Source organism: Pseudovibrio sp. SCP20 (genome assembly GCF_057774105.1).
In genome coordinates this window covers 925,493-947,264 of the sequence record NZ_JBYMDH010000001.1, presented here as the reverse complement: position 1 = coordinate 947,264, position 21,772 = coordinate 925,493, and the positions used below count along the sequence as shown (strand labels likewise).

At 51.0% G+C, this 21,772-nt stretch carries 15 protein-coding genes and 1 riboswitch; of the genes, 4 read left to right on the top strand and 11 right to left on the bottom strand.

The annotated features are described in order from the left end of the window. Position 1 precedes the first annotated feature (1 nt). The 5 genes from AC3CB2_RS04325 to AC3CB2_RS04305 form a co-directional block, all read right to left on the bottom strand. Positions 2 to 763 (bottom strand): ABC transporter ATP-binding protein, encoded by a 762-nt coding sequence (locus AC3CB2_RS04325; RefSeq protein ID WP_352930634.1) that lies wholly within the window; start codon positions 761 to 763, stop codon positions 2 to 4. Beyond that, positions 763 to 1,761 carry a FecCD family ABC transporter permease gene (locus tag AC3CB2_RS04320; protein ID WP_352930636.1) on the bottom strand — a complete coding sequence of 333 codons (999 nt, stop codon included), beginning with the start codon at positions 1,759 to 1,761 and terminating at the stop codon, positions 763 to 765. Before AC3CB2_RS04320 ends, AC3CB2_RS04325 begins: the two co-directional genes overlap by 1 nt. After that, positions 1,758 to 2,630: an ABC transporter substrate-binding protein gene (locus AC3CB2_RS04315; RefSeq protein ID WP_352930638.1), complete on the bottom strand. Its 873-nt coding sequence runs from the start codon at positions 2,628 to 2,630 to the stop codon at positions 1,758 to 1,760. The genes AC3CB2_RS04320 and AC3CB2_RS04315 overlap by 4 nt, the downstream gene beginning before the upstream one ends. A gap of 99 nt (positions 2,631 to 2,729) precedes the next feature. Next, entirely contained in the window at positions 2,730 to 4,589 is a 1,860-nt protein-coding gene (locus tag AC3CB2_RS04310; RefSeq protein ID WP_352930640.1) for a TonB-dependent receptor plug domain-containing protein, read from the bottom strand. 175 nt (positions 4,590 to 4,764) lie between these two features. Then, positions 4,765 to 4,977: riboswitch (cobalamin riboswitch) on the bottom strand. A gap of 176 nt (positions 4,978 to 5,153) precedes the next feature. Further along, positions 5,154 to 6,047, bottom strand: coding sequence for a DMT family transporter (locus tag AC3CB2_RS04305; protein WP_352930642.1), 894 nt, complete (start codon positions 6,045 to 6,047; stop codon positions 5,154 to 5,156). A 332-nt stretch (positions 6,048 to 6,379) separates the two neighbouring features. On the opposite strand from AC3CB2_RS04305, the gene AC3CB2_RS04300 reads away from it, so the two are divergent. After that, positions 6,380 to 8,047: a formate--tetrahydrofolate ligase gene (locus tag AC3CB2_RS04300; RefSeq protein WP_352930644.1), complete on the top strand. Its 1,668-nt coding sequence runs from the start codon at positions 6,380 to 6,382 to the stop codon at positions 8,045 to 8,047. On the opposite strand, the gene AC3CB2_RS04295 is transcribed toward AC3CB2_RS04300, so the two are convergent. The 4 genes from AC3CB2_RS04295 to AC3CB2_RS04280 form a co-directional block, all read right to left on the bottom strand. Further along, the gene (locus AC3CB2_RS04295) at positions 8,044 to 9,168 is read right to left on the bottom strand and encodes a heparin lyase I family protein (RefSeq protein ID WP_014285371.1); all 1,125 of its coding nucleotides are present in this window, start codon (positions 9,166 to 9,168) and stop codon (positions 8,044 to 8,046) included. The two genes, AC3CB2_RS04300 and AC3CB2_RS04295, sit on opposite strands and share 4 nt — an antisense overlap. 116 nt (positions 9,169 to 9,284) lie before the next feature. Beyond that, complete coding sequence (locus AC3CB2_RS04290; RefSeq protein ID WP_352930646.1) at positions 9,285 to 9,818, bottom strand: regulatory protein RecX; 534 nt, start codon at positions 9,816 to 9,818, stop codon at positions 9,285 to 9,287. Positions 9,819 to 9,974: 156 nt separating this feature from the next. Next, the gene (locus AC3CB2_RS04285; protein WP_352930648.1) at positions 9,975 to 10,787 is read right to left on the bottom strand and encodes a ferredoxin--NADP reductase; all 813 of its coding nucleotides are present in this window, start codon (positions 10,785 to 10,787) and stop codon (positions 9,975 to 9,977) included. Between the two features lie 341 nt (positions 10,788 to 11,128). Beyond that, entirely contained in the window at positions 11,129 to 12,775 is a 1,647-nt protein-coding gene (locus AC3CB2_RS04280) for an EAL domain-containing protein (RefSeq protein ID WP_352930650.1), read from the bottom strand. 249 nt (positions 12,776 to 13,024) lie between these two features. Between AC3CB2_RS04280 and AC3CB2_RS04275 the strand changes: the two genes are divergently transcribed. Then, positions 13,025 to 14,218: a hypothetical protein gene (locus tag AC3CB2_RS04275; RefSeq protein ID WP_352930652.1), complete on the top strand. Its 1,194-nt coding sequence runs from the start codon at positions 13,025 to 13,027 to the stop codon at positions 14,216 to 14,218. 37 nt (positions 14,219 to 14,255) lie between these two features. Further along, positions 14,256 to 16,376: a hypothetical protein gene (locus AC3CB2_RS04270; protein ID WP_352930654.1), complete on the top strand. Its 2,121-nt coding sequence runs from the start codon at positions 14,256 to 14,258 to the stop codon at positions 16,374 to 16,376. A 107-nt stretch (positions 16,377 to 16,483) separates the two neighbouring features. Here AC3CB2_RS04270 and AC3CB2_RS04265 read toward each other — a convergent pair whose 3' ends face one another. Together AC3CB2_RS04265 and aspS are read right to left on the bottom strand one after the other, a co-directional pair. After that, the gene (locus AC3CB2_RS04265; RefSeq protein ID WP_352930656.1) at positions 16,484 to 18,289 is read right to left on the bottom strand and encodes an ABC transporter ATP-binding protein; all 1,806 of its coding nucleotides are present in this window, start codon (positions 18,287 to 18,289) and stop codon (positions 16,484 to 16,486) included. Positions 18,290 to 18,444: 155 nt separating this feature from the next. Then, positions 18,445 to 20,229, bottom strand: a complete 1,785-nt coding sequence (gene aspS / locus AC3CB2_RS04260) for an aspartate--tRNA ligase (RefSeq protein ID WP_008551974.1) — start codon at positions 20,227 to 20,229, stop codon at positions 18,445 to 18,447. A 297-nt stretch (positions 20,230 to 20,526) separates the two neighbouring features. Between aspS and rnd the strand changes: the two genes are divergently transcribed. Next, on the top strand, positions 20,527 to 21,744 hold the full coding sequence (gene rnd, locus AC3CB2_RS04255; RefSeq protein ID WP_008551784.1) for a ribonuclease D: 1,218 nt from the start codon (positions 20,527 to 20,529) through the stop codon (positions 21,742 to 21,744). Positions 21,745 to 21,772 lie beyond the last annotated feature (28 nt).

Below are 21,772 nucleotides of genomic sequence, written 5' to 3'. Positions count from 1 at the left end.
CCTAAAGACGTGTTGTGGGGGTGATGACTGGCCCCTGCTCCGTTTCCAGAATATGCGCTTTGACACGGTAGACAGCCTGAACGCGTTCCTGTGTCAGCACCTCTTCCGGTGAGCCGTAAGCGACCAGTTTGCCTTCTTTCAGCATTGCCAGACGCGTGCACAGACGGGCGGCGTATGTCCAATCGTGCAGGCTGACCAGCATGGAGGTGCCTTGTTGCTGTAGCTTCTGGAAGATTTCCCGAAGCTCCAACTGGTGTTCCGGGTCCAGTCCTGCAGTTGGTTCATCTGCAATGATGAGTGGTGTCTTCTGCATCAGAGCACGCCCCAGAAGTGCGCGGGCTTTTTCACCTCCAGAGACCTGAAGAATGGATTCTTTGCGGATTGACTCCAGGCCAAGACTTGAGACGATTTCTTCTAGTTCTGCTTTATGTTTAGGAGTACGAACGGAACCGCCAATGGCTTCGCAACCTAGCGCCAAGATGCGTTCTACAGACAAATCCCATGCTACATCCCGCTCCTGCGCCATGTAAGCAACATGCTTTGATAGTTGGCGGGCGGAGATGTTTTTTAGAAGCCGATTGTTGTAGCTAATCTCTCCATTTGACGGGATGAGCCCGACCATAGCCTTCATCAAGGTGGACTTGCCTGATCCGTTTGGACCGATCAGACCAATAATCTCACCTTTCCCAATCTCCAGATTGATTGAAGAGAGGATGTTTTTTGGCCCGTAACTGACGGAAAGGTCTTTGAGTTGTAGCAGCATCAGATCAACGCCCTCCGCTGTTTGATGATCAGCCAGAGGAAGAACGGCGCCCCAACAATGGCCGTCAGGACACCCAGCTTCAGGTTGGATTGAGGGCCGAAGAGCTTTACCGTGATATCAGCAAGGGTCAGCAGGCAAGCTCCTGCAATCGCACTTGGAATGAGGAGACGTTGCGGTTCTCCCCCGACCATCTTGCGCAGCAAATGCGGAACAATCAGGCCGATGAAGCCGATTGTGCCGGTTACCGCTGTCACAGCACCGACACTGGCTGCAGTTCCGGCAATAGCACAAAAGCGCAGGCGAGGCAGTGAGACGCCCATGGTGTGAGCGGTTTCTTCACCTAGCGACAGAGCATTGAGTCCCTTACCGGTGATGAGCAACAGTGCCCACCCAACCACGATAAACGGAGCAATGATGTAAAGGTGCTGCATGGATCGATCATTCAGCGAACCGAGCATCCAGAACACGATTTCCATGGCTGCGAAGGGGTTCGGAGACAGGTTAAGCGCCAAAGACGTGAGCGCGGTGGCGATGCTGGAAATGGCGACACCTGCAAGGATCAGTGTCAGCGTCTGCCCTCTTCCCCCAGCCAGCATGGGCAGCAGAACAGCAGCGATTGCAGCCCCAAGCAGAGCGAATGCTGGGAGTGCGTATGGCATGGTGATGGTCAGGCCGGTGTAGATTGCAATGACGGCGCCAAGGCTGGCGGAGGAGCTGACGCCGATCAAGCCTGGCTCTGCAAGTGGGTTGCGCAGAAGGCCCTGGAGAACGGCTCCAGACAGGCCAAGCGTAGCGCCGGTGATCACCCCCAACAGCGCGCGCGGTACGCGGATCTCCCAGAAGACGATGGAAACCGGTGTCTTTTCTGCAGAAAAGGCAGCCTCAAAAAGCTGCGTGACTGTCAGGTCAGCAGCACCGATCATGAGAGATGTCAGGAACAGCGCGACTGCGATCAGGCTGAGGATTACGATCAGCGGGGCATCTGGATGCTTTGTCATTCAGCTTGTGCCCCCAAGCGTTTGGATTGATCAGCCAGTTTCTCTATGGCTTCGGCGACGAACGGCAGGCCGCAGATGGTATACTTGTCTTCCACCAAAACGCGTCCCCTGTTGCCGAGTGTTCGTTTCAGAGCCGGATGAGCCAGCAGTTCGAATGCCAATGCAGGTTTGTCGGAGAACTGAGTTCCCTCAACAAGCAACTGAGGGTCTTCCAGGATCAGCAGTTCAAGCGGCAGTTTGCTGGTGCCTTTCAGGCCAAGGTAATTAGCGATGTTCTGCAGGCCTGCTGTCGTGATCAGCTCATTGACAAGGCTGCCGTCCCCAGCGGTGTAGCCGTTGGCGTAGTAGACCCCTGCCCGTGCTTTCTCATCGGGCTGCGCTTCCACAAAACGCTGAACGGTAGCCTCAAACCGGCTGGCCAGTGCCTCAGCTTTTTGCTCTTGCCCCAGTACCTTACCGAGACGACGGAGTTCCTTGGCAATATCCGGGATGGTGCGCACCGGCGGAACCTGCACCACGGTGATACCAAGACCACGCAGCATCTGCACGGTGGTTTGATTGGTATAGGTGCCTGCGATCACAAGATCTGGGTTCATCAGGTAGATCTCTTCCGCCCCGCCAAAGTTGATCGGGTAGGCTTTCGCCTCTTCATTCATAACGGAGAGCGTTGGGTCCGATGCCAATCTGGAAACCGAGACAAGCTGCCCCTCACCTGCGAGCAACATGGAGAATTGGTCGGTGCACAGGTTCATGGAAACAACCCGCTTGGGTGCACTCACTCCACTCTCATCTGCACGGGCTGCTGCCGGGCTGATAACCAACGTCATCAGCAGTGCGGTCTGCATGATCTTTTTGATCTTATTTCGCATTTAGACCTTTTGAGCAGCGTGAGAGTTTAGAACGCAGCATCGGGCAATACTGAAGATAACAGAGAATGCCGCCCAACTTTTGCTGAGCGGCATACTTAATCAGAAACTGGCGCTAACACCAGCGTAAACGGAAAGGCCCGGTGTCTGATAGCCGTTGATTAGTTCATACTCCTGATCCAGCAGGTTCTCACCACGAACATATAACTCCACCTCCTCGGTCACATCATATGAGGCTTTTGCACCTAACAAGAAGACATCTTCCATATCCACAATGTTGGGCCAATCAGAGCCAAGATTTTCACCAAGGTAGGTACCATTAACGTTCAACGAAATATCATCAGTCAGATCATAATTCATACCTACGGACAGATCGTGAAGAGGAACATGAGCTAAACGTTTCTTATCAGGACCAATAGAGTAGGTGTAGGTATAGCCAGCAGTCAAAACCAAGCGATCGATTGGCTTATAACTAATTTCCAACTCAACCCCTTGACTGCGGGATGTCCCTTTTATCTGATTATACTTACTGGTCGAGCGGTCATAATCAATCAAGTCATCAGTCATAATATTGAAGTAAGTTGCAGACGTTGAAAGCTGTCCATCCAACCATTTCTTATCTATGCCAAAATCGAAGCTAAGGCTTTCTTCTGGTTCAAGATTCTGATTGCCATAGCTGGGGTGATTAAGTTCGTAAAGCGAAGGAGCTCTGAACCCATTTCCGACACTGGTTCGAACTCTCAGATCTTCATTAACTTCATAAGAAGCAGTCAAACGTTTCGAAACAAAACTGCCAAATTCACTATGCTGATCAAAGCGCGCAGAGCCAGCCAAACTCAGCCCATTAAGTGGTTCGATCATTAGTTGAAGGAAAGCGCCACCAATGGAACTGCTGTCATCGATCGGATCATTGGTTTTTGAGAACTCTTTAGACCAATCTCCCCCGAAGTTGAGCTTTGTCTTTTCGCTAACATCGTACTCACCAAGGTAGTCAAGCTTAACTTTCCGTCCTTCAAAAACAGAGTTCTGTTTGGACGCATCCTCAAAATCCTGTTCTCGCTTGATATCTGTAACCTGTACCGAAAAGTCAGAAAAGAACCGATCGTCAAATGCAAGGTAGTTCGCACCTACCTTTCCTGAAACTTGCCGATAATGCATGTCATCTTTAAGGTTCGGTTGACCGGGGCTATCAAGTTCGGTGATACCTTTGGTGCCTCTTGCCGCGAAGTAAAGATTGAGATTTTCAGTTAGATCGTAGGACCCTTTAGCTGTCAGCGTCGTATTCTCGTAACCATCATCATCCGCTGATTTACCTTTTGGGGAAACCGCACTAATCCCACTCGTACGAAAGTGCTCTACGCCCAAAGCGATATCAGCGCGATCAGTTGCCCCTCGAACACCATATGAAACACTTTTGGTATCGTAAGAACCTACTTCAACTCTTCCGGATTGTTTAACCGTTCCCGCCACCGCACGCTTAGTTACAATATTGATTACACCAGCAATCGCCTGCCCACCATAAAGAGCACTTTGAGAGCCCTTGAGTATCTCAATACGTTCTACATCTGCGAGTAATATATGTTGAAACGCTGCCGAAGGCCGCGCGCGCGTTGGATCGGTTAGATCCAGGCCATCAACCGAAACTTTAATGTATCTACCATTTTGACCTCTCATGCGAAGAGTAGATAGTGTACCTGCTCCTCCATTTTGCGTGAGAGAAATGCCCGGGAGCTGCGCCAGATAATCCTGAACAAACGTAGCGCCGTCGTTTTTCAGGTCTTCTTCGGTGACGACGTGGGTTGTGGAGCCGACTTTGCCGGCTTCGGTTTCCGTTCTGTTGGCGATGACGATGATTTCGTCGAGATCAGCTTCCTGCGCAGTTGATGCGAGGGTTGAGCTGAGGAGTGCTGAGAGAGCTACGCCGGACTTGAGGGTAGCTGCGATCCAAGATGTGTTACGCACGAGTTTGGTCCACCATTCACAGCAGCTTTCAGAACTGCCATGCTGTTGATTGCATTGTGCGTCTTTGGAGAAATCTACTCTAACCTCTTGAAAAGAGGTGTGTTTGATTGCCGGTCAGACGCACTGTGAATGTCACCTGAACGGAATACCGCCCCTTAACACGCCCCGTGCTTTGGGTGAGTGACTGCATCTGGCAGGTCTCCTGGCTTGCGCGTCCTTACTGCTGCTCCGCCTTCCCAACACCGCTTTAAACAGCTGTATCAGTGGCATGTGTGAGCAACAACTCTACGCTTACAGTTGCGGGGGCAGCCACGGCTTATCCGATAGGACCGTGTTCCCTTTTCATTTTCATCTGATCGATAAAAATACCAAATACACGGCTATTGATCAGATTTCAGGGGCTTCCGTCAACTGCCTCAGCAAGGAACTTGATAAAATTCGACCAATTGCTGGGTAAACTCACAGAAATTGCAAGTGATTGTTCCACTACCAGATCTTGCGATGCGGTCTTACTTGGCCGCACCTGCTTGTGGTGGTTAGATGGAGTATGATCTTTCCTGCTGATTAGCTCATGAAGATCAGTGCACAGCCAACAATAACGAGGAGTGCTCCGATCCATGCGCCGATGGCTGGGAACTCTTTGGTCTGCCACCAGAGAACCGGAAGCATCATTGCTGGCGTTGTTGCGGAAAGCGTTGAGACGATGCCTACTTCGCCGCCACTGAGTGCATAGAGGATCAAGGTCATACCGATGCCCATGCCAAGCATGCCGGACAAAGATGCGAGTGCGACGATCTCTTTGTTGATCGGGTTTGCAAGGCGGAATGGACGGCCTGGCAGGTAGAACAGCGCCAGCAAGCCAAAGGCAGCGATGGTGCAGCGCATGAGGGAGATCGCGACAGGGTCAGCACCACTTTCCATGACAGGGCGGATGATGATTGAGCCCACGGACTGAGACAAAGCCGCCAAAGTGCCGAAGAGGACGCCGATCACGACCGGACCTCTGATTGCTTCCCATTTATGCAGTTGGTCTTTGCGCTTTCCGAATGCGATGGCGAGGATAACGCCGACAAGAACGCAGGCGATGCCAATTACGGCCTGCAGAGACAGCTCTTCGGAAAGGAACAACCAGCCCAGTAGCGCAGACATAGGTGCGTTCATGGAAAACAGAATGGCTGTACGGCGCGGCCCCATGCGGTTGAGGGTGAGGAACAACAGTGTGTCACCCATGAAGATGCCGATAAAGCCAGACAAGAAGATGAGTGATGCATGGCTAGAATCAACGGTGTTCCAGGTGCCAGTTGCCAACACATAGGCGCCCAGAAACAGCACAACAAACCACATGCGCACACAGTTGAAGCCGATGGCTCCTAAATGCGCAGCAGGTTTTGCAGAAATGAGACCACCGATGGCCCAGGTGGCAGCAGCACCGAGCGCGGCAACTTCGAATAAAAACATGGGGTGACCTAACCGACGAAACTACGGCCTTGGCGTAGATAATTTTGAAAACCTAAACAGCTCTAAAGCCCTTGGATTTGTCGTGCAAGCTAAGTTTGGTGATATTTAGAACAGACCAACAGCTATTCAGGCAATAATGTTTCCAGTCTCAGCAGAAATACAAATGACAGCCGTTAACAAAGTTGCTTTCAAGTGATCGGGCACAATCTTGAACTTTCTACGTGCATTCGTTAGAGCTTCTACGTAGGGATTACATTGCTGTTCCTGCCTGATTTGCGTTTTGACGCTCTCTCCGGCTCCTTTGGTGACCTGTTCTAATCTGGAGATTTTCCATGAAAGATATTGAAATTGCCCGCGCAGCAGACATGAAACCAATTGCGCGTATCGCTCAAAATCTGGAGATCCCTGAGGATGCTCTTGAGCCCTATGGCCGCTTCAAGGCTAAAGTGAACCTGGATGAGATGCCAGAAGTGAACAGTCGGCCACATGGAAAACTCATACTTGTGACTGCTGTCTCCCCTACTCCTGCTGGTGAAGGCAAGACGACAACGACGGTTGGCCTTGGTGATGCACTGAACCGCATTGGCCTGAAAACAACCATCTGCCTGCGTGAACCTTCTCTAGGGCCCTGTTTTGGGATGAAGGGCGGCGCTGCTGGTGGTGGTTATGCCCAGGTGGTGCCGATGGAAGATATCAATCTTCATTTCACCGGCGATCTGCATGCAATCACCGCAGCTCATAACCTGCTTTCTGCCATGATCGACAACCACATCTACTGGGGCAATGCGGAAAACATTGATCAGCGCCGTATCGTGTGGCGCCGTGTGGTGGACATTAATGATCGTTCACTACGTTCCATCACCACTGGCCTTGGCGGTGTGAGCAATGGATACCCAAGCGAGTCTGGCTATGACATCACCGTTGCCTCTGAAGTGATGGCGGTGCTGTGCCTGGCAGAAAACCTGCAGGATCTTCAGGATCGGCTTGGCCGATTGTTGATTGCGTATCGTAAAGACAAGACACCAGTTTACTGCCGTGATCTGAAAGCAGATGGTGCGATGACGGCTCTGCTGAAAGATGCTTTCCGTCCAAATCTGGTGCAGACGCTGGAGAACAATCCGGCCTTTATTCATGGTGGCCCGTTTGCGAACATCGCACATGGCTGCAACTCTGTGATCGCGACCAAGACAGCCTTGCGCCTTTCCGATTATGTGGTGACGGAGGCAGGATTTGGTGCAGACCTTGGTGCGGAAAAATTCTTTAACATCAAATGTCGCCAAGCTGGTTTGACACCAAATGCGGTGGTAGTTGTGGCAACTGTGCGTGCCTTGAATATGCATGGCGGCGTTGCCAAGAACGCGTTGACGGAAGAGAACATCGACGCACTTGAAAAAGGCATGAGCAATCTGGAACGTCACGTTAAAAACTGCCAGAGCTACGGCGTTCCTGTGATTGTTGCCATCAATCGCTATGGCCCTGATACGGATCAGGAAATCGCCACCATAATGAAGCGTATGGAGAAACTTGGTGTAAAGGCCGTTCCGTGCACACACTGGGCCAATGGTTCCAAGGGCACCGAGCAGCTCGCAACTTCAGTTTCAGAAATTTTGCAGACAACTGAATCTGACTTCAAGCATCTTTATGAGGATGATCTGGGGCTTTGGAAAAAGATCCGCCGCATCTGCAAGAAGATTTATGGTGCCTCCAAGGTCACTTGCGATCAGTCTGTGAAGGATCAGCTGAAGGCCTATGAAGAGCAAGGCTACGGGCATCTTTCCGTTTGTATGGCAAAGACCCCCTACTCCTTCTCGACCGATCCATCCTTGCTCGGGGCTCCTACCGACTACAGCATTCATGTGCGGGCGGTGAGGCTTTCAGCGGGTGCCGGGTTCATCGTGGCCCTGACGGGTGACATCATGGTGATGCCGGGTCTGCCACGCCATCCGGCTGCGGAAACCATTGGACTTGATGAGAACGGTCAGGTTGAAGGGTTGTTCTAATCCACGTCAGACCGGTGTGGACCTCTGCGAAAACGGTCCAGATAGACAGTTGATTGCAGATCATCGCGGTCATAGTCCCGGTAATGCCCAAACTTGAAGTATTGGGTATTACCGGAGAACTCATCGTTACCGATGTAACCGGTGACACGGGCGATGAACCTATCGTTGGCCCAGATCTCGATGATCCCCTGCCCGACACGGCTTCCCTTCACCCGATAGCGCATATCGACCCAGCCGTCAGTGGGATCTGGCAGCACGGGATCGTCGGAGAGTTCGATCTTGATGCCGGGGTAATCTGAATAGGTTTGTGGATCTGCCAGAAACGGGAACTTGGAAGTATCCTGCGTTTCAATTGCCTTCTTCAGCTCTTCCAAAGTGAGCCCACTGCCAAGGAACTCGTCCGAGGTGCGGGTCGCATCATTTCTGTTACGAAAGCCCTGACGATCCAAACTCAGCATTTGCTGGAGTTCACGCGAGAAGCCTTTGAAATCCTGCTGATAGCTGCCTTCAGCCTGTGCGACCAACTTGCGTGTATCGTTGTGCTGCACGGTTATGTGAAAGACACCGTTGTCAAAGCGTTGCGCGAGAAATGGGCTTCCGCCGGAATCTTCTTTCCATTGACCGATCACCCATCGGGTTGAGCCTGCAGGCCAAACTGTTCCATCGATTTTGAAGCTGAACGAATACCAAACCTCATCTCCAAAATCGCAGCGCTTCTGGCGGGCTTCCCAAAGTTCGTTTTTGAGATTGCCTTCCGAATCCAACTCATCATCACCGAAGACCGTGATTGCCAGCGCATGGCCGCCATCGCGCACCACATCACTTTCAATCTGGAAGTTTTCCGGCTTGTTCATCCGGTGGATGTCCCAGTTTTCCGGGCTGGGATACTCGTCGAAGTCATCGATGATGACAGCACACTTGGTTTGACGCATCTGGTCAACGTGTAGACCTCCACCTTGCTCGGGCGTAACGATGACATCCTTTTTTTCGGGGGGCTCATTTGCGGGTGTTCGATCATTTGCCAAGGAAGCAGCTGGCAATATCAGCAGGCTCACTCCGGCAAGCGCAGAAATCAGCAGATTGTGTTTTCTGAAGGTGGTGCGTCGATCTGAACCCGGCATCTTTTCTCCCAAAGGTGCGGTGCTGGATTAAGTACAGATCAGATCAATCTAGAGAAGAATTCTTGCTGCCTTTACAAAAGGCCCTTGGGATTTTTCAAAGGATTTGACGAAAATCCTCAGAGCACTGCCGCGTAGATGATGTCTTCGGCCTCTTCCAAAGTCATATCAACAATCTTTTGGGAGAGTGAATATGGGAAGCCAGCCCGCACAAGACTGGCCAGTTCCTTGTCGCGGCGCTCTTCTTTTGGCTTTGTGCGCCATGGGCCTAGTCTGCGACGTTTGGCATAGGAGATGGCGGCGCGCTGGTCGTCGTGCTCTTCATCATCAAAGGCAGTCTGGATGTTTTCGCCAGACACACCTTTAGCGCTGAGTTCCAGCTTGATACGGGACTTGGACTTGCCTTTGACCGTGCCAGACCTGATTTTGCTTTGGGCAAAGCGCAGGTCATCAATGAAGCTGTGCTCACGGCAAAACGCGACCACAGGCTCGATCAGCTCATTATACTCGTGGGGATCTTCTTCTGCTTCTCTGGCGCGGCGCTCAATCTTGCGCTTCAAAACACGGCGCAAGCTGTCTTCGGACGCGCTGTATCTGTTGAGATAATGCAGCGCGGCCCGACGCAGATATTCAGAGGATATTTTCTTGCCCACGTGAGCCCATCTCCAATCCAGAGCAGCCTGCGCTCATAACTATTTGCGCATCAGGCTCTAAATCATTGGTTTAGAGCGTATTCTCACCCAACAATCGAAACAGATTTGCGGGAATACGCTGCAACAGAAATGAGCTATCACATATTTCGTGGCAGGTTAGCCCACGAACGCACGTTCAACAACAAAATCACCAGGATGGTTGTTGGCGCCTTCGGCAAAGCCACGCTGTTCCAGCAGCGTTTTGGTATCTGCAATCATATGCATGGAACCGCAGATCATGGCCCGGTCTTCAGCAACATCCAGGGCTGGCACTGAGAGATCATCAAAGAGTTTACCGCTTTCAATCAGGTGCGTGATACGCCCTTCCCGTTTGAAACGCTCTCGGGTCACAGAGTTGTAAAGGTGCAACTTGCCCGCTGCGACTTCGCCGATCAGTGGATCATTGGTGATGTTAGCGACCAGCTCTTCTCCATAGCGCAGTTCAGCAATTTCGCGAGTGGTGTGGGTCAGGATCACTTCCTCAAACTTCTCGTAGGTTTCCGGATCGCGGATCAGGCTGGCAAACGGCGCGATGCCGGTGCCGGAAGAGAACATGTAAAGGCGTTTTGCCGGAGACAGGGCATCGAGGACAAGGGTACCAGTGGACTTCTTCTTCAGAAGAATGTGATCCCCTTCTTTGATCTTCTGCAGATGCTGGGTCAGCGGGCCATCCGGCACCTTGATGGAGAAGAACTCCAGTTCCTCATCCCAGGATGGGCTGGCGATAGAGTAGGCACGGAACAGAGGCTTGCCATCGATCATCAAACCGATCATCACAAATTCACCAGAGCGGAATCTGAAGCTTGTTGGGCGCGTAATTTTGAACCGGAAAAGACGGTCCGTGAAATGGGTCACTTCCGTTACTGTTTCTACAAAGACATTTGCAGGAACTGCGCTCTCCAATTCCGCACCCTTTATGATCTGGTTCATCGTTAGCCTTGCTCCGATTGATGAGTTTGGCAAAGGCTAACCCAAGCTGAAGGCTGTGCTGAGGCACATGCAGCTAATTAAACCCGTGCGAGTGAATATTTCTTTTCCAGTTGCTTTGTTCCGTAGAATGCTGTCTTCCACCTCCCCTTCAGGAGCAAGAAATCAACCTATCCTCCTTGGAAGCCCTTGCGGTATAGTAACCTATCTAACATACACCCTATTTAATTATGGAATATTTGTTGATTATTCAACGATATATGCAAAGTTGTGCACGCGGCGGCGTGATTAATGCCCTTCAACAGGCAATAAACGAAGGCTCTGTACGAACGGGATTGGGTGGATTAGTTGGAGCTGTCCTGAGACGCGACTTGCTCTAATGCAGCGTCTGAGGCTTCTTTCTTCTCTTCCAGCACCTTCACCGGATTGCGGCGATCTGTGAAGATATCTTCCGCAAACTCAAGGTACTTGCGAGCAGGCAGTGGCTTGGAGAAGATGTAACCCTGTGCGGAAGATACGCCGAGCTCGCGTAGCAACACGATTTGTTCGTACTTCTCTACGCCCTCAGCAATGATGCCCATGTTCATGGTGTCAGCCAGTTCAGCTATGGCATCAACCAGACGGAATGCATTTTCTTCGCTGCCCAGTGGGTCGATGAACATCTTATCGATCTTGACGATATCCATGCCAAGCTTTTGTAGGTATGCCAGACCGCCGTGACCTGTTCCCACATCATCCAATGCGACGCGAATACCGTGTGCCTGCAATTCTGCGATGATTTTTCTGGCCAGATCGATATCTTCCAGAGGCTGGCGTTCGGTCACCTCCATTACGACCTGATTAAGAGCGATTGGAGAGTCCTCGTAGATATCGAGCAGATCATCCACGATGGAGCGATCGTTGAAGTGGCCTGCAAACAGGTTCACAGAGAGCTTGAGTTCGGGGTGTTTGGAATAGAGTTCTCCGAGATCGTCAATTGACTGACGCATGATGCTTCGGGTCATCTCAAAGATATGACCCGAGGTTTCCGCGTAGGTCATAAACTGACCTGGAGGCACCATTTTCCCGTTGGGGAGCTGCCACCTCATCAGCATTTCGCAGCCCTGTAGCTCACCTGTCACGATATCAACGACAGGCTGGTAGTACGGAATAAACTCGTTGTTGCGGATGGAGGCGACGAAGTCGTCTTCTGCGTCCTTTTCCGGCTTCCAAGAGAGCCAGACGCCAAGAGCGATGAGGAAGATGGCAATACCAGAACAGGCGATCACAGCGACAATCTTGAGCTCTCCAACGAGGCTCATGACGGCATTCCGGTCACTTCTGATCCGCACATTGATCGGGTAGATGGTGGAGGCTGCAAACTCTTCGATGAAGTTGCTGCCCATGATCACCGGCAGATTGCTGTTGGCCGGGTTCACCCAGACATGATCGCGGCCAAGGCGTACTTCGATCTCGGAAGCGTGGCGCAGATAGTCAGGGCCTGGTTCGATAGCCAGAACGGTTGGAGAGATGTTGGCAACCAAACGCCAGCCATTGCGCAGTTTCCAGGAAACCAGCGCAGTGCGGATGCCCTGATACTCCATCCAAGACATGCCAATCCCAACGCGGGGCGCATCAGGCTTCAGTGCCGGTAGAATGCTGCTTCCGCGGCGCACCTGAGCAGGCACATAACACATGGGCACACCGCGATGATCCACGATACCAATGGCGTTGATGATGACATTTTCTGAAAGCGTTTTTTCAAACTCGCCCTGATTTTGGCGGGTACAGGAAGTCAGGCCTTTCACCTGCATCTGGCGCAGAACTTCCACCACGTCAGAGATTGCCGCTTCACTACGGGAGATGTACCGATCTGCAATGGCGTTCATCTCGTTGCGCGCCTGATGCATCGCGAAGTTCTCAAGGATCATATTTCCGATGAGCAGTGGCAGAAGCGCCAATCCCAAAGCAACCAAAATTGCGCGGACAAATACGAAATAATGGCGAGACACAACAACGACCTTAAATTGCAGACTACGGCTACCTATTTCTATGATTAAGGCTTACTTAAAACTGTAAAAATCATCCAAACACCCCAAACGATCCCCAGATGCTTTCAAAATTTGCATCCAAACGCACAAAAGCTGGTCGTTTTCTCTTAGAGTGATTTGACTTTTTGCAGTGATATACACGCGCCCCTAACCCTCGCCATGTCATTTTACGCTCCAACTGCCTTCAAGCGGCAAACCTGGAGCCGAAACATGCACAGTTCTGAGTTACAACGTCATCGTTCTGCTTTTGCGTTCTTCCTTGCTCTCTTTTTGAGCTGCTTTTTCGCAGTCGCGGCTTCAGCTCAGATCAATACTGACAATCCTGTTGCCAAGGCATTTTTGCAAAACCTGCAGGATCGCGGCCTGACGCTCACACATGTGGGGCCGGTAACGGTTGATAACGACGTGCTCTCAATTGGCGGTATTGAAGGTTACCCGACTGCAGACAAATCAACGCGTTTTAAGATCGGTGATCTTGGTCTTGCGCAAGCATCGCTGGAAAGTGATGGCCGGATTTTTGTCGGTGCGTTTGCAGCGTCGAATTTTGAGATTGATGAAACTGATTTCAAGTTCTCTGCAGACAGGATTGCGATTACGGATCTTTATCTGCCTAACGAAGATGATCTGAAAAATCCGGCATCAGACCTCCCCACTTCGCTTTACTCCACTGCCGAAGTCATGGGCCTGTTGTTTGAGGACCGCTCCAGCGGTCAATCCATGCCCATTGAGCGGGTGACAATTGACTTTGACATCAATAATGGCGGTTTTCCGATTATCGCGAGCGTTCAGGTTGCCAATATCGAGCTGAACCGAACAATGTTTGCCCCTCCTCAACAGCAACTTCTTGATGAATTGGGGCTGCCGCAAGTGAATGCAGACATTGATTTTGAAGGCGAATGGAATGGCGATACTGGCGAAGTGAACATTCCCAGCGCAGCCATTGTTTTACGTGATCTCTTTTCCGTGCAGCTCTCTGTCCAGCTAGAAGGCCTGACAGATACCGTTGTTGAACAGATCGCTGAGCTGGCGACCAAAGACAACGTTATTGCATTGGATCTGTTGCAAAGCGCGGCAGTGGCAAACTTCGACCTGTCCCTGATCAATGAAGGTGGCCTGGATGAGGTTCTAGAACAGCAGGCCCATCGACAGGGCCAGTCCAAATCAGCGTATGTCCGCCAGCTGACTGATCGTGCTGAAAAGCAGTTTAAGAGGATACCGGATCAAGCCAAGCAGCTGGAGTTTACGGAAGCCGTTTATAGCTTTTTGCAAAATCCGCAGAGTATCACACTGAGTGCTACCCCTAAGGCACCAATCAGTGTAACACAAATTCTTGGGGTATCTGCAATTTCTCCCGTCTCAATCATTTCTTTGCTTGGCATCGCGCTTGAAGCAAATGTAAACTAGCGAGGAACCCTCCTACTGACCATTGAAGGTTTATTTAATGCCTTTCCAAAATTTTAAGCGGCAGGGATTTTTTGCCGTTTCAATCACTGTATTAGGTTTATCCGCCCAACCTGCCCTTTCCAGCCCAGCATCCGATCTTCTCGACAAGTACAATGCTTGGTATCTGGAAAGCGGTTTTGAAAAAGCTTCTTATGCGGAAGCTATTGAGAGCGGCGATACGACTGAAATCCGCGACTACAATGTTGCAGGCGTGTTCTCCATCAAAAACGATGAAGGTGAGCCAACTGCTACATTTTCCGCCGATGTTACCATTCCCAAAATGGTCTTTACGGGCTCTGCGGTTGATGGAGATGTCTTTAGCTACGATTCATTGACGGTCGGCAAGGCGACCTTTGATATCCGTGTACTCGAAGAAGACAGCGCGGTAAAAGACATTGCAAGCGCGAAGGATTTGAAGCCAGTTGCACAGTTCTCTGGCTCAATGACCGACTACACCATCTCTGACTTTTCTGAGAAGTGGGTTGATCACCCTGTTCTGAAAGAAGGTATCAGTCAGGAAGCATTCCTTCAGCTGCTCGGCATGTCGCTGAACACCAGCTACGGTAGCTCGGCCATCAGTGAGATGTCGTTGACCTTCAACATCGCCGATGAGTTTGTTTCTGACACTGTCCTGACAGGCTTCAAAACCGGCTCAATCAAAGACGGCGTTACAGAAACCATCTCGCTTGAGCGTTACACCTCTACTGGTAAAAGCAAAATCAGCGGAGAGCATATCTCTTCAAACGTTGCCACCAACACGGTAACTTCATATAAGAATCTGAAGATTGATCGTTTGGATGCTCGCCCAGTGCTTGCTTACTTCAAGTTGGCTGATGCTCCTTCGGCAAACTACATCGGCAGCTACACTACTGAAGATATTAGCCTGGAAATGTCGATTGATAGCGCTAAAGCGCATGAGCCAATTGGCTTTTTGTCTATGACAGCGGCATCAACATCAGCAAAAGACCTGTCAATTAAAGACGGCGATGGCCTCAAGCTTCTCTCTATCTTCGAAAATCTGGACGCAAAGTCTGATGAAGATCAAGAGATGCAGTTGCTTGAACTGTTTGATGCTCTCGGTTCATACAACATTGGCTACTCGGACATTAAAAATCTTGAGGTCAAGTCTTGGGACCCAATTCGCGCCAAGCGTATGAACGAAGTTGCCCCAAGCTTTGAAATGAAGCTGGCATCTGCGTCTATGACCGACTTCAGCCTGAGCGGCATCGGCAACATCACATTGGAAGGCTTCCATGGTGCCGTTGAAGGTGATGATGCTGTCTTTGACGTTGGCACTTTCGAAATTGCCAATGTCGCATGGCCAAGCATGCGGGAAATCCTAGAAAAAGCTAAGACCGCAGATCAGCACCCTGAAGCTGCAATGGAACTTATTCCAACCATTGGCAAGTTTTCCATCAAGAACGCGGAAGGTATTGCTGACGATTTAGATTCCCCGATTTCTCTTAAGGAACTGACCATTGAGATGGATGGTCACATCGGTCCAATCCCAACCAGCGTCTCTGACGTGGTGAGTGGCCTGAGCTTTGACGCAGCACTTCTGCAAGAACCTATGGTTCTTGGTGTATTCGAGCGTCTTGGTATTGAGCGTGTAACGCTCAACCAAGACTTCAAAATCGCCTGGGATGAGAGCACAGAAGATCTCACTCTTGAGAAGTTTGAGTTTGAGCTGGAAAATGGCTTGAAGCTGCGTGCAGATATTCAACTGGGCGGCATTCCGCGCTCCCTCTTTGAAAAACCACATGAAGCAGAAGCTGTAATTGCGCTGGCAACCTTCAAAGGTGCTCAGATTGAAGTGATGGATTCACCACTGATCAGTGAGTTGCTGGCGGCACAAGCTGAACAGGCAGGCGTTCCTGCTGAGATGCTGGCATCCATGATGATTGATGGTTCTCTGCAGCAGGCTGGCCCGCTGGCTGAGACTGAGTTTGCGCTGGAACTGGCAAATGCTGCAAAGAAGTTTGCTGGCCAGCCAACCAACATCCGCGTAACTTTGGCGCCACAGTCTGCGGTCCCACTCATGCAGCTGGGTGGTCTTGCAGCTCTGGCACCTCAACAGTTGCCTGAGCTACTGGGGGCGACAGTGACTTACACAGAGTAAGTTCATCTGATCCAGAACAAGAAAAGCCGCTGTGATTGGATGATCACAGCGGCTTTTTTGTTACCGTTCCAGAGTTTTCTGCTCTGAGCCCAAACTTAAGAGGAACATCAGTCTTCTGAAGAATCTTCCTGAGTTTCTTCTTTTGTGTTGGTGAACTGAAGCTCACACAAATGGCGATAATAGCCATCCATCTCGTAGAGCTGATTATGCGTACCACTTTCCAGAAGTTTGCCATGTGACAGAACGTGGATTGTATCTGCATCGCGCACTGTTGCGAGGCGATGTGCAATCACCAATGTGGTGCGCCCCTTCATCAAGCGTGCGAGAGCTGTCTGCACCTTATTCTCAGATTCAGCGTCCAGAGCAGACGTAGCCTCATCAAGCAGCAGGATTGGAGCATTGGAGAGCATTGCGCGTGCAATGGCCAAACGTTGGCGCTGACCACCTGAGAGGCGTGTACCACCCTCACCTGCTTTGCTGTCATAGCCCTTCTCCATCTTCTCAATGAACTCATGGGCATTTGCGTTCTTGGCAGCCTCGATGACTTCTTCATCTGTCGCATCCGGACGACCGATGAGGATGTTCTCTTTGATTGTCCGATCGAACAGGAACGTATCCTGTGTGACGATCGCGATGTTGCTGCGCAGGCTCTCCATGTTGAAGTCACGGATATCCTGATCATCTATAAGGATCGCGCCTTTATCAATCTCGTAGAAGCGTTCAATAAGCGAGAAGACAGTCGATTTACCAGCACCAGACGCACCAACAAGCGCAGTCACGTCGCCCGCTTTTGCGACCATGTCCAAACCGTTAAGTGCTTTGGTCTCACCATAATCGAACTCAACGTTTTTAAACTCAATGCGGCCTTTCGAAACGACGAGGTCAGGCTTATCAGAGGTGACCTGATTTTCCTCTGGCATATCCAAAAGTTCGTACATCAGACGCACACCAACAAGCTTCGTATTCAAATTGACCTGGAACCGTGCAAGGCGTTTGATTGGCTCATATGCAAGCAGCAGCGCGGTAATGAAGGCAAAGAACGCACCTGGGTCCTGACCCAATGCAATCACACTATAACCGCCATAGAGGATGATGATACCAATTGCGATGCCACCCAAAGTTTCCATCAATGGAGAAGTTCTGGCTGTGAGTCTTGCAATTTTATTGGACTGTTGCTCCACGCTTGATACAGCATCATCCATGGCGCCATGCATTCTCACTTCATAATTGAAGGATTTAACGACACGAATTCCAAGAGCCATTTCTTTGACTAAAGAAAGGATCATTGTTTGCGAAACAAACTGGCTTTTTGCTATCTTTTTCACGCGGCGCACAAGCCTAGATACTGCATAGACAGCTGGCGGCATAATAGCCAATGAGATCAGCGATAGTAGCGGATTTTGCCAGACCATGACCGTGACCAGACCAATCACGGACATAACATCCCGTCCTGCAGACAAGATAATCAAATCCATAACTCCACGAGCAGCACCTGTGTTGTGACTGAAACGTGTTGCCAGGTCGCCAAAGGTGGTGTGGTCGAAGTAGTTTACGCCCAGACGGGTCACCTTCTCGAACATATCTCGCTGGAGCTTGGCAACAATGGAGTTTCCGATCTTGCTCAGAACGACAGTTTGTCCATAGGTGGCCAGCCCCTTAGTTAGAAAGATTGTCACCACTGCGCCAGAAATAATATAGACCATAGTAATATCACGGTCGATAAACACTTGGTTAATAACGTTTTTCATAATCGCAGCACTGCCAGCACCAGCTGCAGCTGCTACAATCATGAAAGCAAACGCGATCATGTATTGGAACTTGTATTGCCCGAAGTTTTCACGGAGAAGGCGGCGAATGAGGCTGGGAGCGCCTTCATCGTCCGCGAATAGCTTTTTGCTTATGGCGTCGAACACCTAAAACCCTCAGCTTTTCCAGCGAAATTAAGTATGGCTGCTTAATTTGCTACCGGTAGAAGATGAAAAGGCGACCGTAGATCTACGACCGCCCTTTCATGAGATTTATAACATTATGACGAGCTTCGCCATACCTGCTTTTCTGCCAGCGGCTCTTATGCTTCTGGCAGGTTCAGACGGATGTGAAGATCGCGCAGCTGAGCTGGGAACACATCACTTGGAGCACCCATCATCAGGTCCTGTGCCTGCTGGTTCATTGGGAACAGAGTCACTTCACGCAGGTTCTTTGCGCCAACCAGCAACATAACGATACGGTCAACACCAGCCGCCATACCACCGTGTGGAGGAGCGCCATACTGGAACGCGCGGTACATGCCACCGAATTTCTCTTCGAGCAGGCTTTCGTCGTAACCAGCGATTTCGAAGGCTTTCTTCATGACTTCGACCTGGTGGTTACGGATCGCGCCGGAGCCGATTTCGTAACCGTTACAGACGACGTCGTACTGGTAGGCGTTCAGTTCAAGCGGCTCAACGTTGGTAAGGCCATCCATACCGCCTTCTGGCATGGAGAATGGGTTGTGGCAGAAGTCAACTTTCTTGTTTTCTTCGTCCCATTCGTACATTGGGAAGTCCACGATCCAGCAAAGTGCGAACTGATCTTCGTCGATCAGGTTCAGCTCTTCAGCGGCGCGGGTACGTGCCTTACCAGCAAAATCAGCAAACTTCTTAGGATCGCCAGCTGCGAAGAACACTGCATCGCCTTCGTCAAGGCCGAGCTGTGTGCGGACAGCTTCGGTGCGCTCAGCGCCGATGTTTTTCGCAATTGGGCCTGCGCCGGCGATTGTGTCTTCTTCTTTGCGGAAGAAGATATAGCCAAGGCCTGGCTGACCTTCGCTCTGCGCCCATGAGTTCATGCGGTCACAGAATGCGCGGGAGCCGCCCTTAGGAGCTGGGATTGCCCAAACCTGAACCTTAGGATCGCTCTCAATCATGCGTGCAAAGACTTTGAAGCCGGAGCCAGCAAAGTGTTCAGTGACTTCCTGCATTTCGATCGGGTTACGCAGGTCAGGCTTGTCGGAGCCGTACTTGCGGATCGCCTCAGCATAAGGAATGCGCGGGAATTCTTTGGTAACTGGCTTACCTTCAGAGAACTCCTCAAACACACCGCGGATCACAGGTTCCATGGTCTGCAGCACGTCTTCCTGAGTAACGAAGCTCATTTCCACGTCGAGCTGGTAGAACTCGCCTGGCAGGCGGTCAGCGCGTGGATCTTCGTCGCGGAAGCATGGTGCGATCTGGAAGTATTTGTCAAAGCCAGACATCATAAGCAGCTGTTTGAACTGCTGTGGTGCCTGTGGCAGTGCGTAGAATTTGCCTGGGTGAATACGAGATGGCACCAGGAAGTCGCGCGCACCTTCAGGAGAAGACGCGGTCAGGATTGGTGTCTGGAACTCGTTGAATTCCGCATCATTCATGCGTTTGCGCATGGAGTTGATGATCTTTGTGCGCTTCATCAGGTTTGCGTGCAGGGTGTCGCGGCGCAGGTCTAGGAAGCGGTATTTCAGGCGGATGTCTTCCGGATATTCCAGTTCGCCGAAGACTGGCAGAGGCAGCTCCTGAGAGTCGCCGAGAACTTCCATATCGCGGATAAAAATTTCGATTTCCCCGGTGCCGAGGTTTTCATTGATGGTTTCGTCAGAACGTTTCTTCACGTCACCATCGATGCGAATGCACCATTCGGAGCGGACGGTTTCAGCCAGTTTGAAGGCTGCGGAGTCCGGATCAACAACACACTGCGTAATGCCGTAGTGGTCACGCAGGTCGATGAACAGCAGGCCGCCGTGATCGCGTACACGGTGTACCCAGCCAGAAAGGCGAGTGGTTTCACCTACATTGTTTGCCCGCAGCTCTCCGCAGGTATGGCTTCGATAACGATGCATAGCGTCCTCAGTGGTATTCAAGTGAATCATAAAATTCAGAAACTGGTTGACCCATTCAAAAGGTCATCCGGCTGGAAAAGACATGTCAGCATCCTAAAGTCAAGTAAGTGAGTGACTTTGGCGCTGTTTCTTGCGGACATTTCCCGAGTTTCCTCTACCTACGTGGTTTTCGCGAGGCTTTGACTGCGACCCTTTGGTCGCCAGAGAGCAAAAATCGACATTTACAACCACTTGATGAGAAAACGAGAAAGTTAGATAGGGACAAGCACCTTCGCTTGCGCTATAGACTTTGTCACCATGAAGATGATCACAACTACAGAAGAGCTTGCGCAAGCGTGTGCCAAGCTTGCTAATTCAGATTTCGTAACAGTTGATACCGAGTTTTTGCGGGAAACCACCTTCTGGCCAAAACTCTGCGTGATCCAAATCGCCAATCCAGATCACGCTGTGTTGGTTGATGCGCTGGCTGAAGATCTGGATCTTGAACCTTTTTTTGCATTGATGCGCAATACGGACATCGTGAAGGTGTTCCATGCAGCACGGCAAGATATTGAAATAATCTACCATCTGGGCGGTTTTGTGCCCTCACCTTTGTTCGACAGCCAGGTCGCCGCCATGGTTTGTGGTTTCGGAGATTCCGTTTCCTACGACCAGCTGGTGTCCAAAGTGACTGGTGAGCGGATCGATAAATCCTCCCGATTTACCGACTGGTCCCGCCGTCCTTTGACCAACAAGCAGCTTGCTTATGCCTTGGCTGACGTGACCCACCTGCGCGAAGTCTACCTGTTCCTGAAAAAGCAGTTGGAACAGAAGGGCCGCAGCCATTGGGTAGAAGATGAGATGGCAACCCTGTCTTCCATCGACACCTATCGCAGTGATCCGGCAAAGGCGTGGCAGCGCATGAAGCTGCGTGTTCGCAAGCCGCGTGACCTTGCTGTGTTGAAAGAGTTGGCCTTCTGGCGTGAGCAGGAAGCGCAAAAGCGCGATATTCCACGCAACCGCGTCATCAAGGACGACGCGATTTTTGAGGTTTCCACTCAAAAGCCTCAGACCTCAGAAGCCCTTGGCCATCTGCGCACTATTCCACGCGGTTTTGAGCGTTCTCGCCATGCGGAAGAGATCCTCAATGCTGTCAAACGCGCTATGGCCATTGCAGAAGAGGATCTGCCTGAAGTTCCAAAGGGCCGCCCTTCTCCGGATGGAGCATCTGCAGCCGTTGATCTGCTCAAAGTGCTTTTGAAGATGAAGAGCGAGAGCTTTGGTGTTGCGCCAAAAGTGATTGCGACCGTGGATGATCTGGACAAGATTGCTTCCCATGATGAAGCTGATGTACAGGCTCTTTCCGGCTGGCGTAGAGAACTCTTTGGTGAAGATGCCCTTCGCCTGAAGAAGGGTGAGATTGGCCTTGCGTTTAATGGTCGTCAGGTTGTCATCTGCGAGCAAGGCGAGCCCGTTGAGCGCGTTGAGAATAGCTCCCGCCGTCGTGGTAGCCGTAACGGAAAAGCAAAATCCTGACCTGAGATTTTGAATCCAGCACTCAGTA

Coding starts and splice junctions, on each gene's coding strand:
- AC3CB2_RS04320 (WP_352930636.1), bottom strand. CDS start 1,761: ATGACAAAGCATCCAGATGCCCCGCTGATCGTAATCCTCAGCCTGATC.
- AC3CB2_RS04325 (WP_352930634.1), bottom strand. CDS start 763: ATGCTGCTACAACTCAAAGACCTTTCCGTCAGTTACGGGCCAAAAAAC.
- AC3CB2_RS04275 (WP_352930652.1), top strand. CDS start 13,025: ATGCACAGTTCTGAGTTACAACGTCATCGTTCTGCTTTTGCGTTCTTC.
- AC3CB2_RS04295 (WP_014285371.1), bottom strand. CDS start 9,168: ATGCCGGGTTCAGATCGACGCACCACCTTCAGAAAACACAATCTGCTG.
- aspS (WP_008551974.1), bottom strand. CDS start 20,229: ATGCATCGTTATCGAAGCCATACCTGCGGAGAGCTGCGGGCAAACAAT.
- rnd (WP_008551784.1), top strand. CDS start 20,527: ATGAAGATGATCACAACTACAGAAGAGCTTGCGCAAGCGTGTGCCAAG.
- AC3CB2_RS04305 (WP_352930642.1), bottom strand. CDS start 6,047: ATGTTTTTATTCGAAGTTGCCGCGCTCGGTGCTGCTGCCACCTGGGCC.
- AC3CB2_RS04270 (WP_352930654.1), top strand. CDS start 14,256: ATGCCTTTCCAAAATTTTAAGCGGCAGGGATTTTTTGCCGTTTCAATC.
- AC3CB2_RS04285 (WP_352930648.1), bottom strand. CDS start 10,787: ATGAACCAGATCATAAAGGGTGCGGAATTGGAGAGCGCAGTTCCTGCA.
- AC3CB2_RS04300 (WP_352930644.1), top strand. CDS start 6,380: ATGAAAGATATTGAAATTGCCCGCGCAGCAGACATGAAACCAATTGCG.
- AC3CB2_RS04315 (WP_352930638.1), bottom strand. CDS start 2,630: ATGCGAAATAAGATCAAAAAGATCATGCAGACCGCACTGCTGATGACG.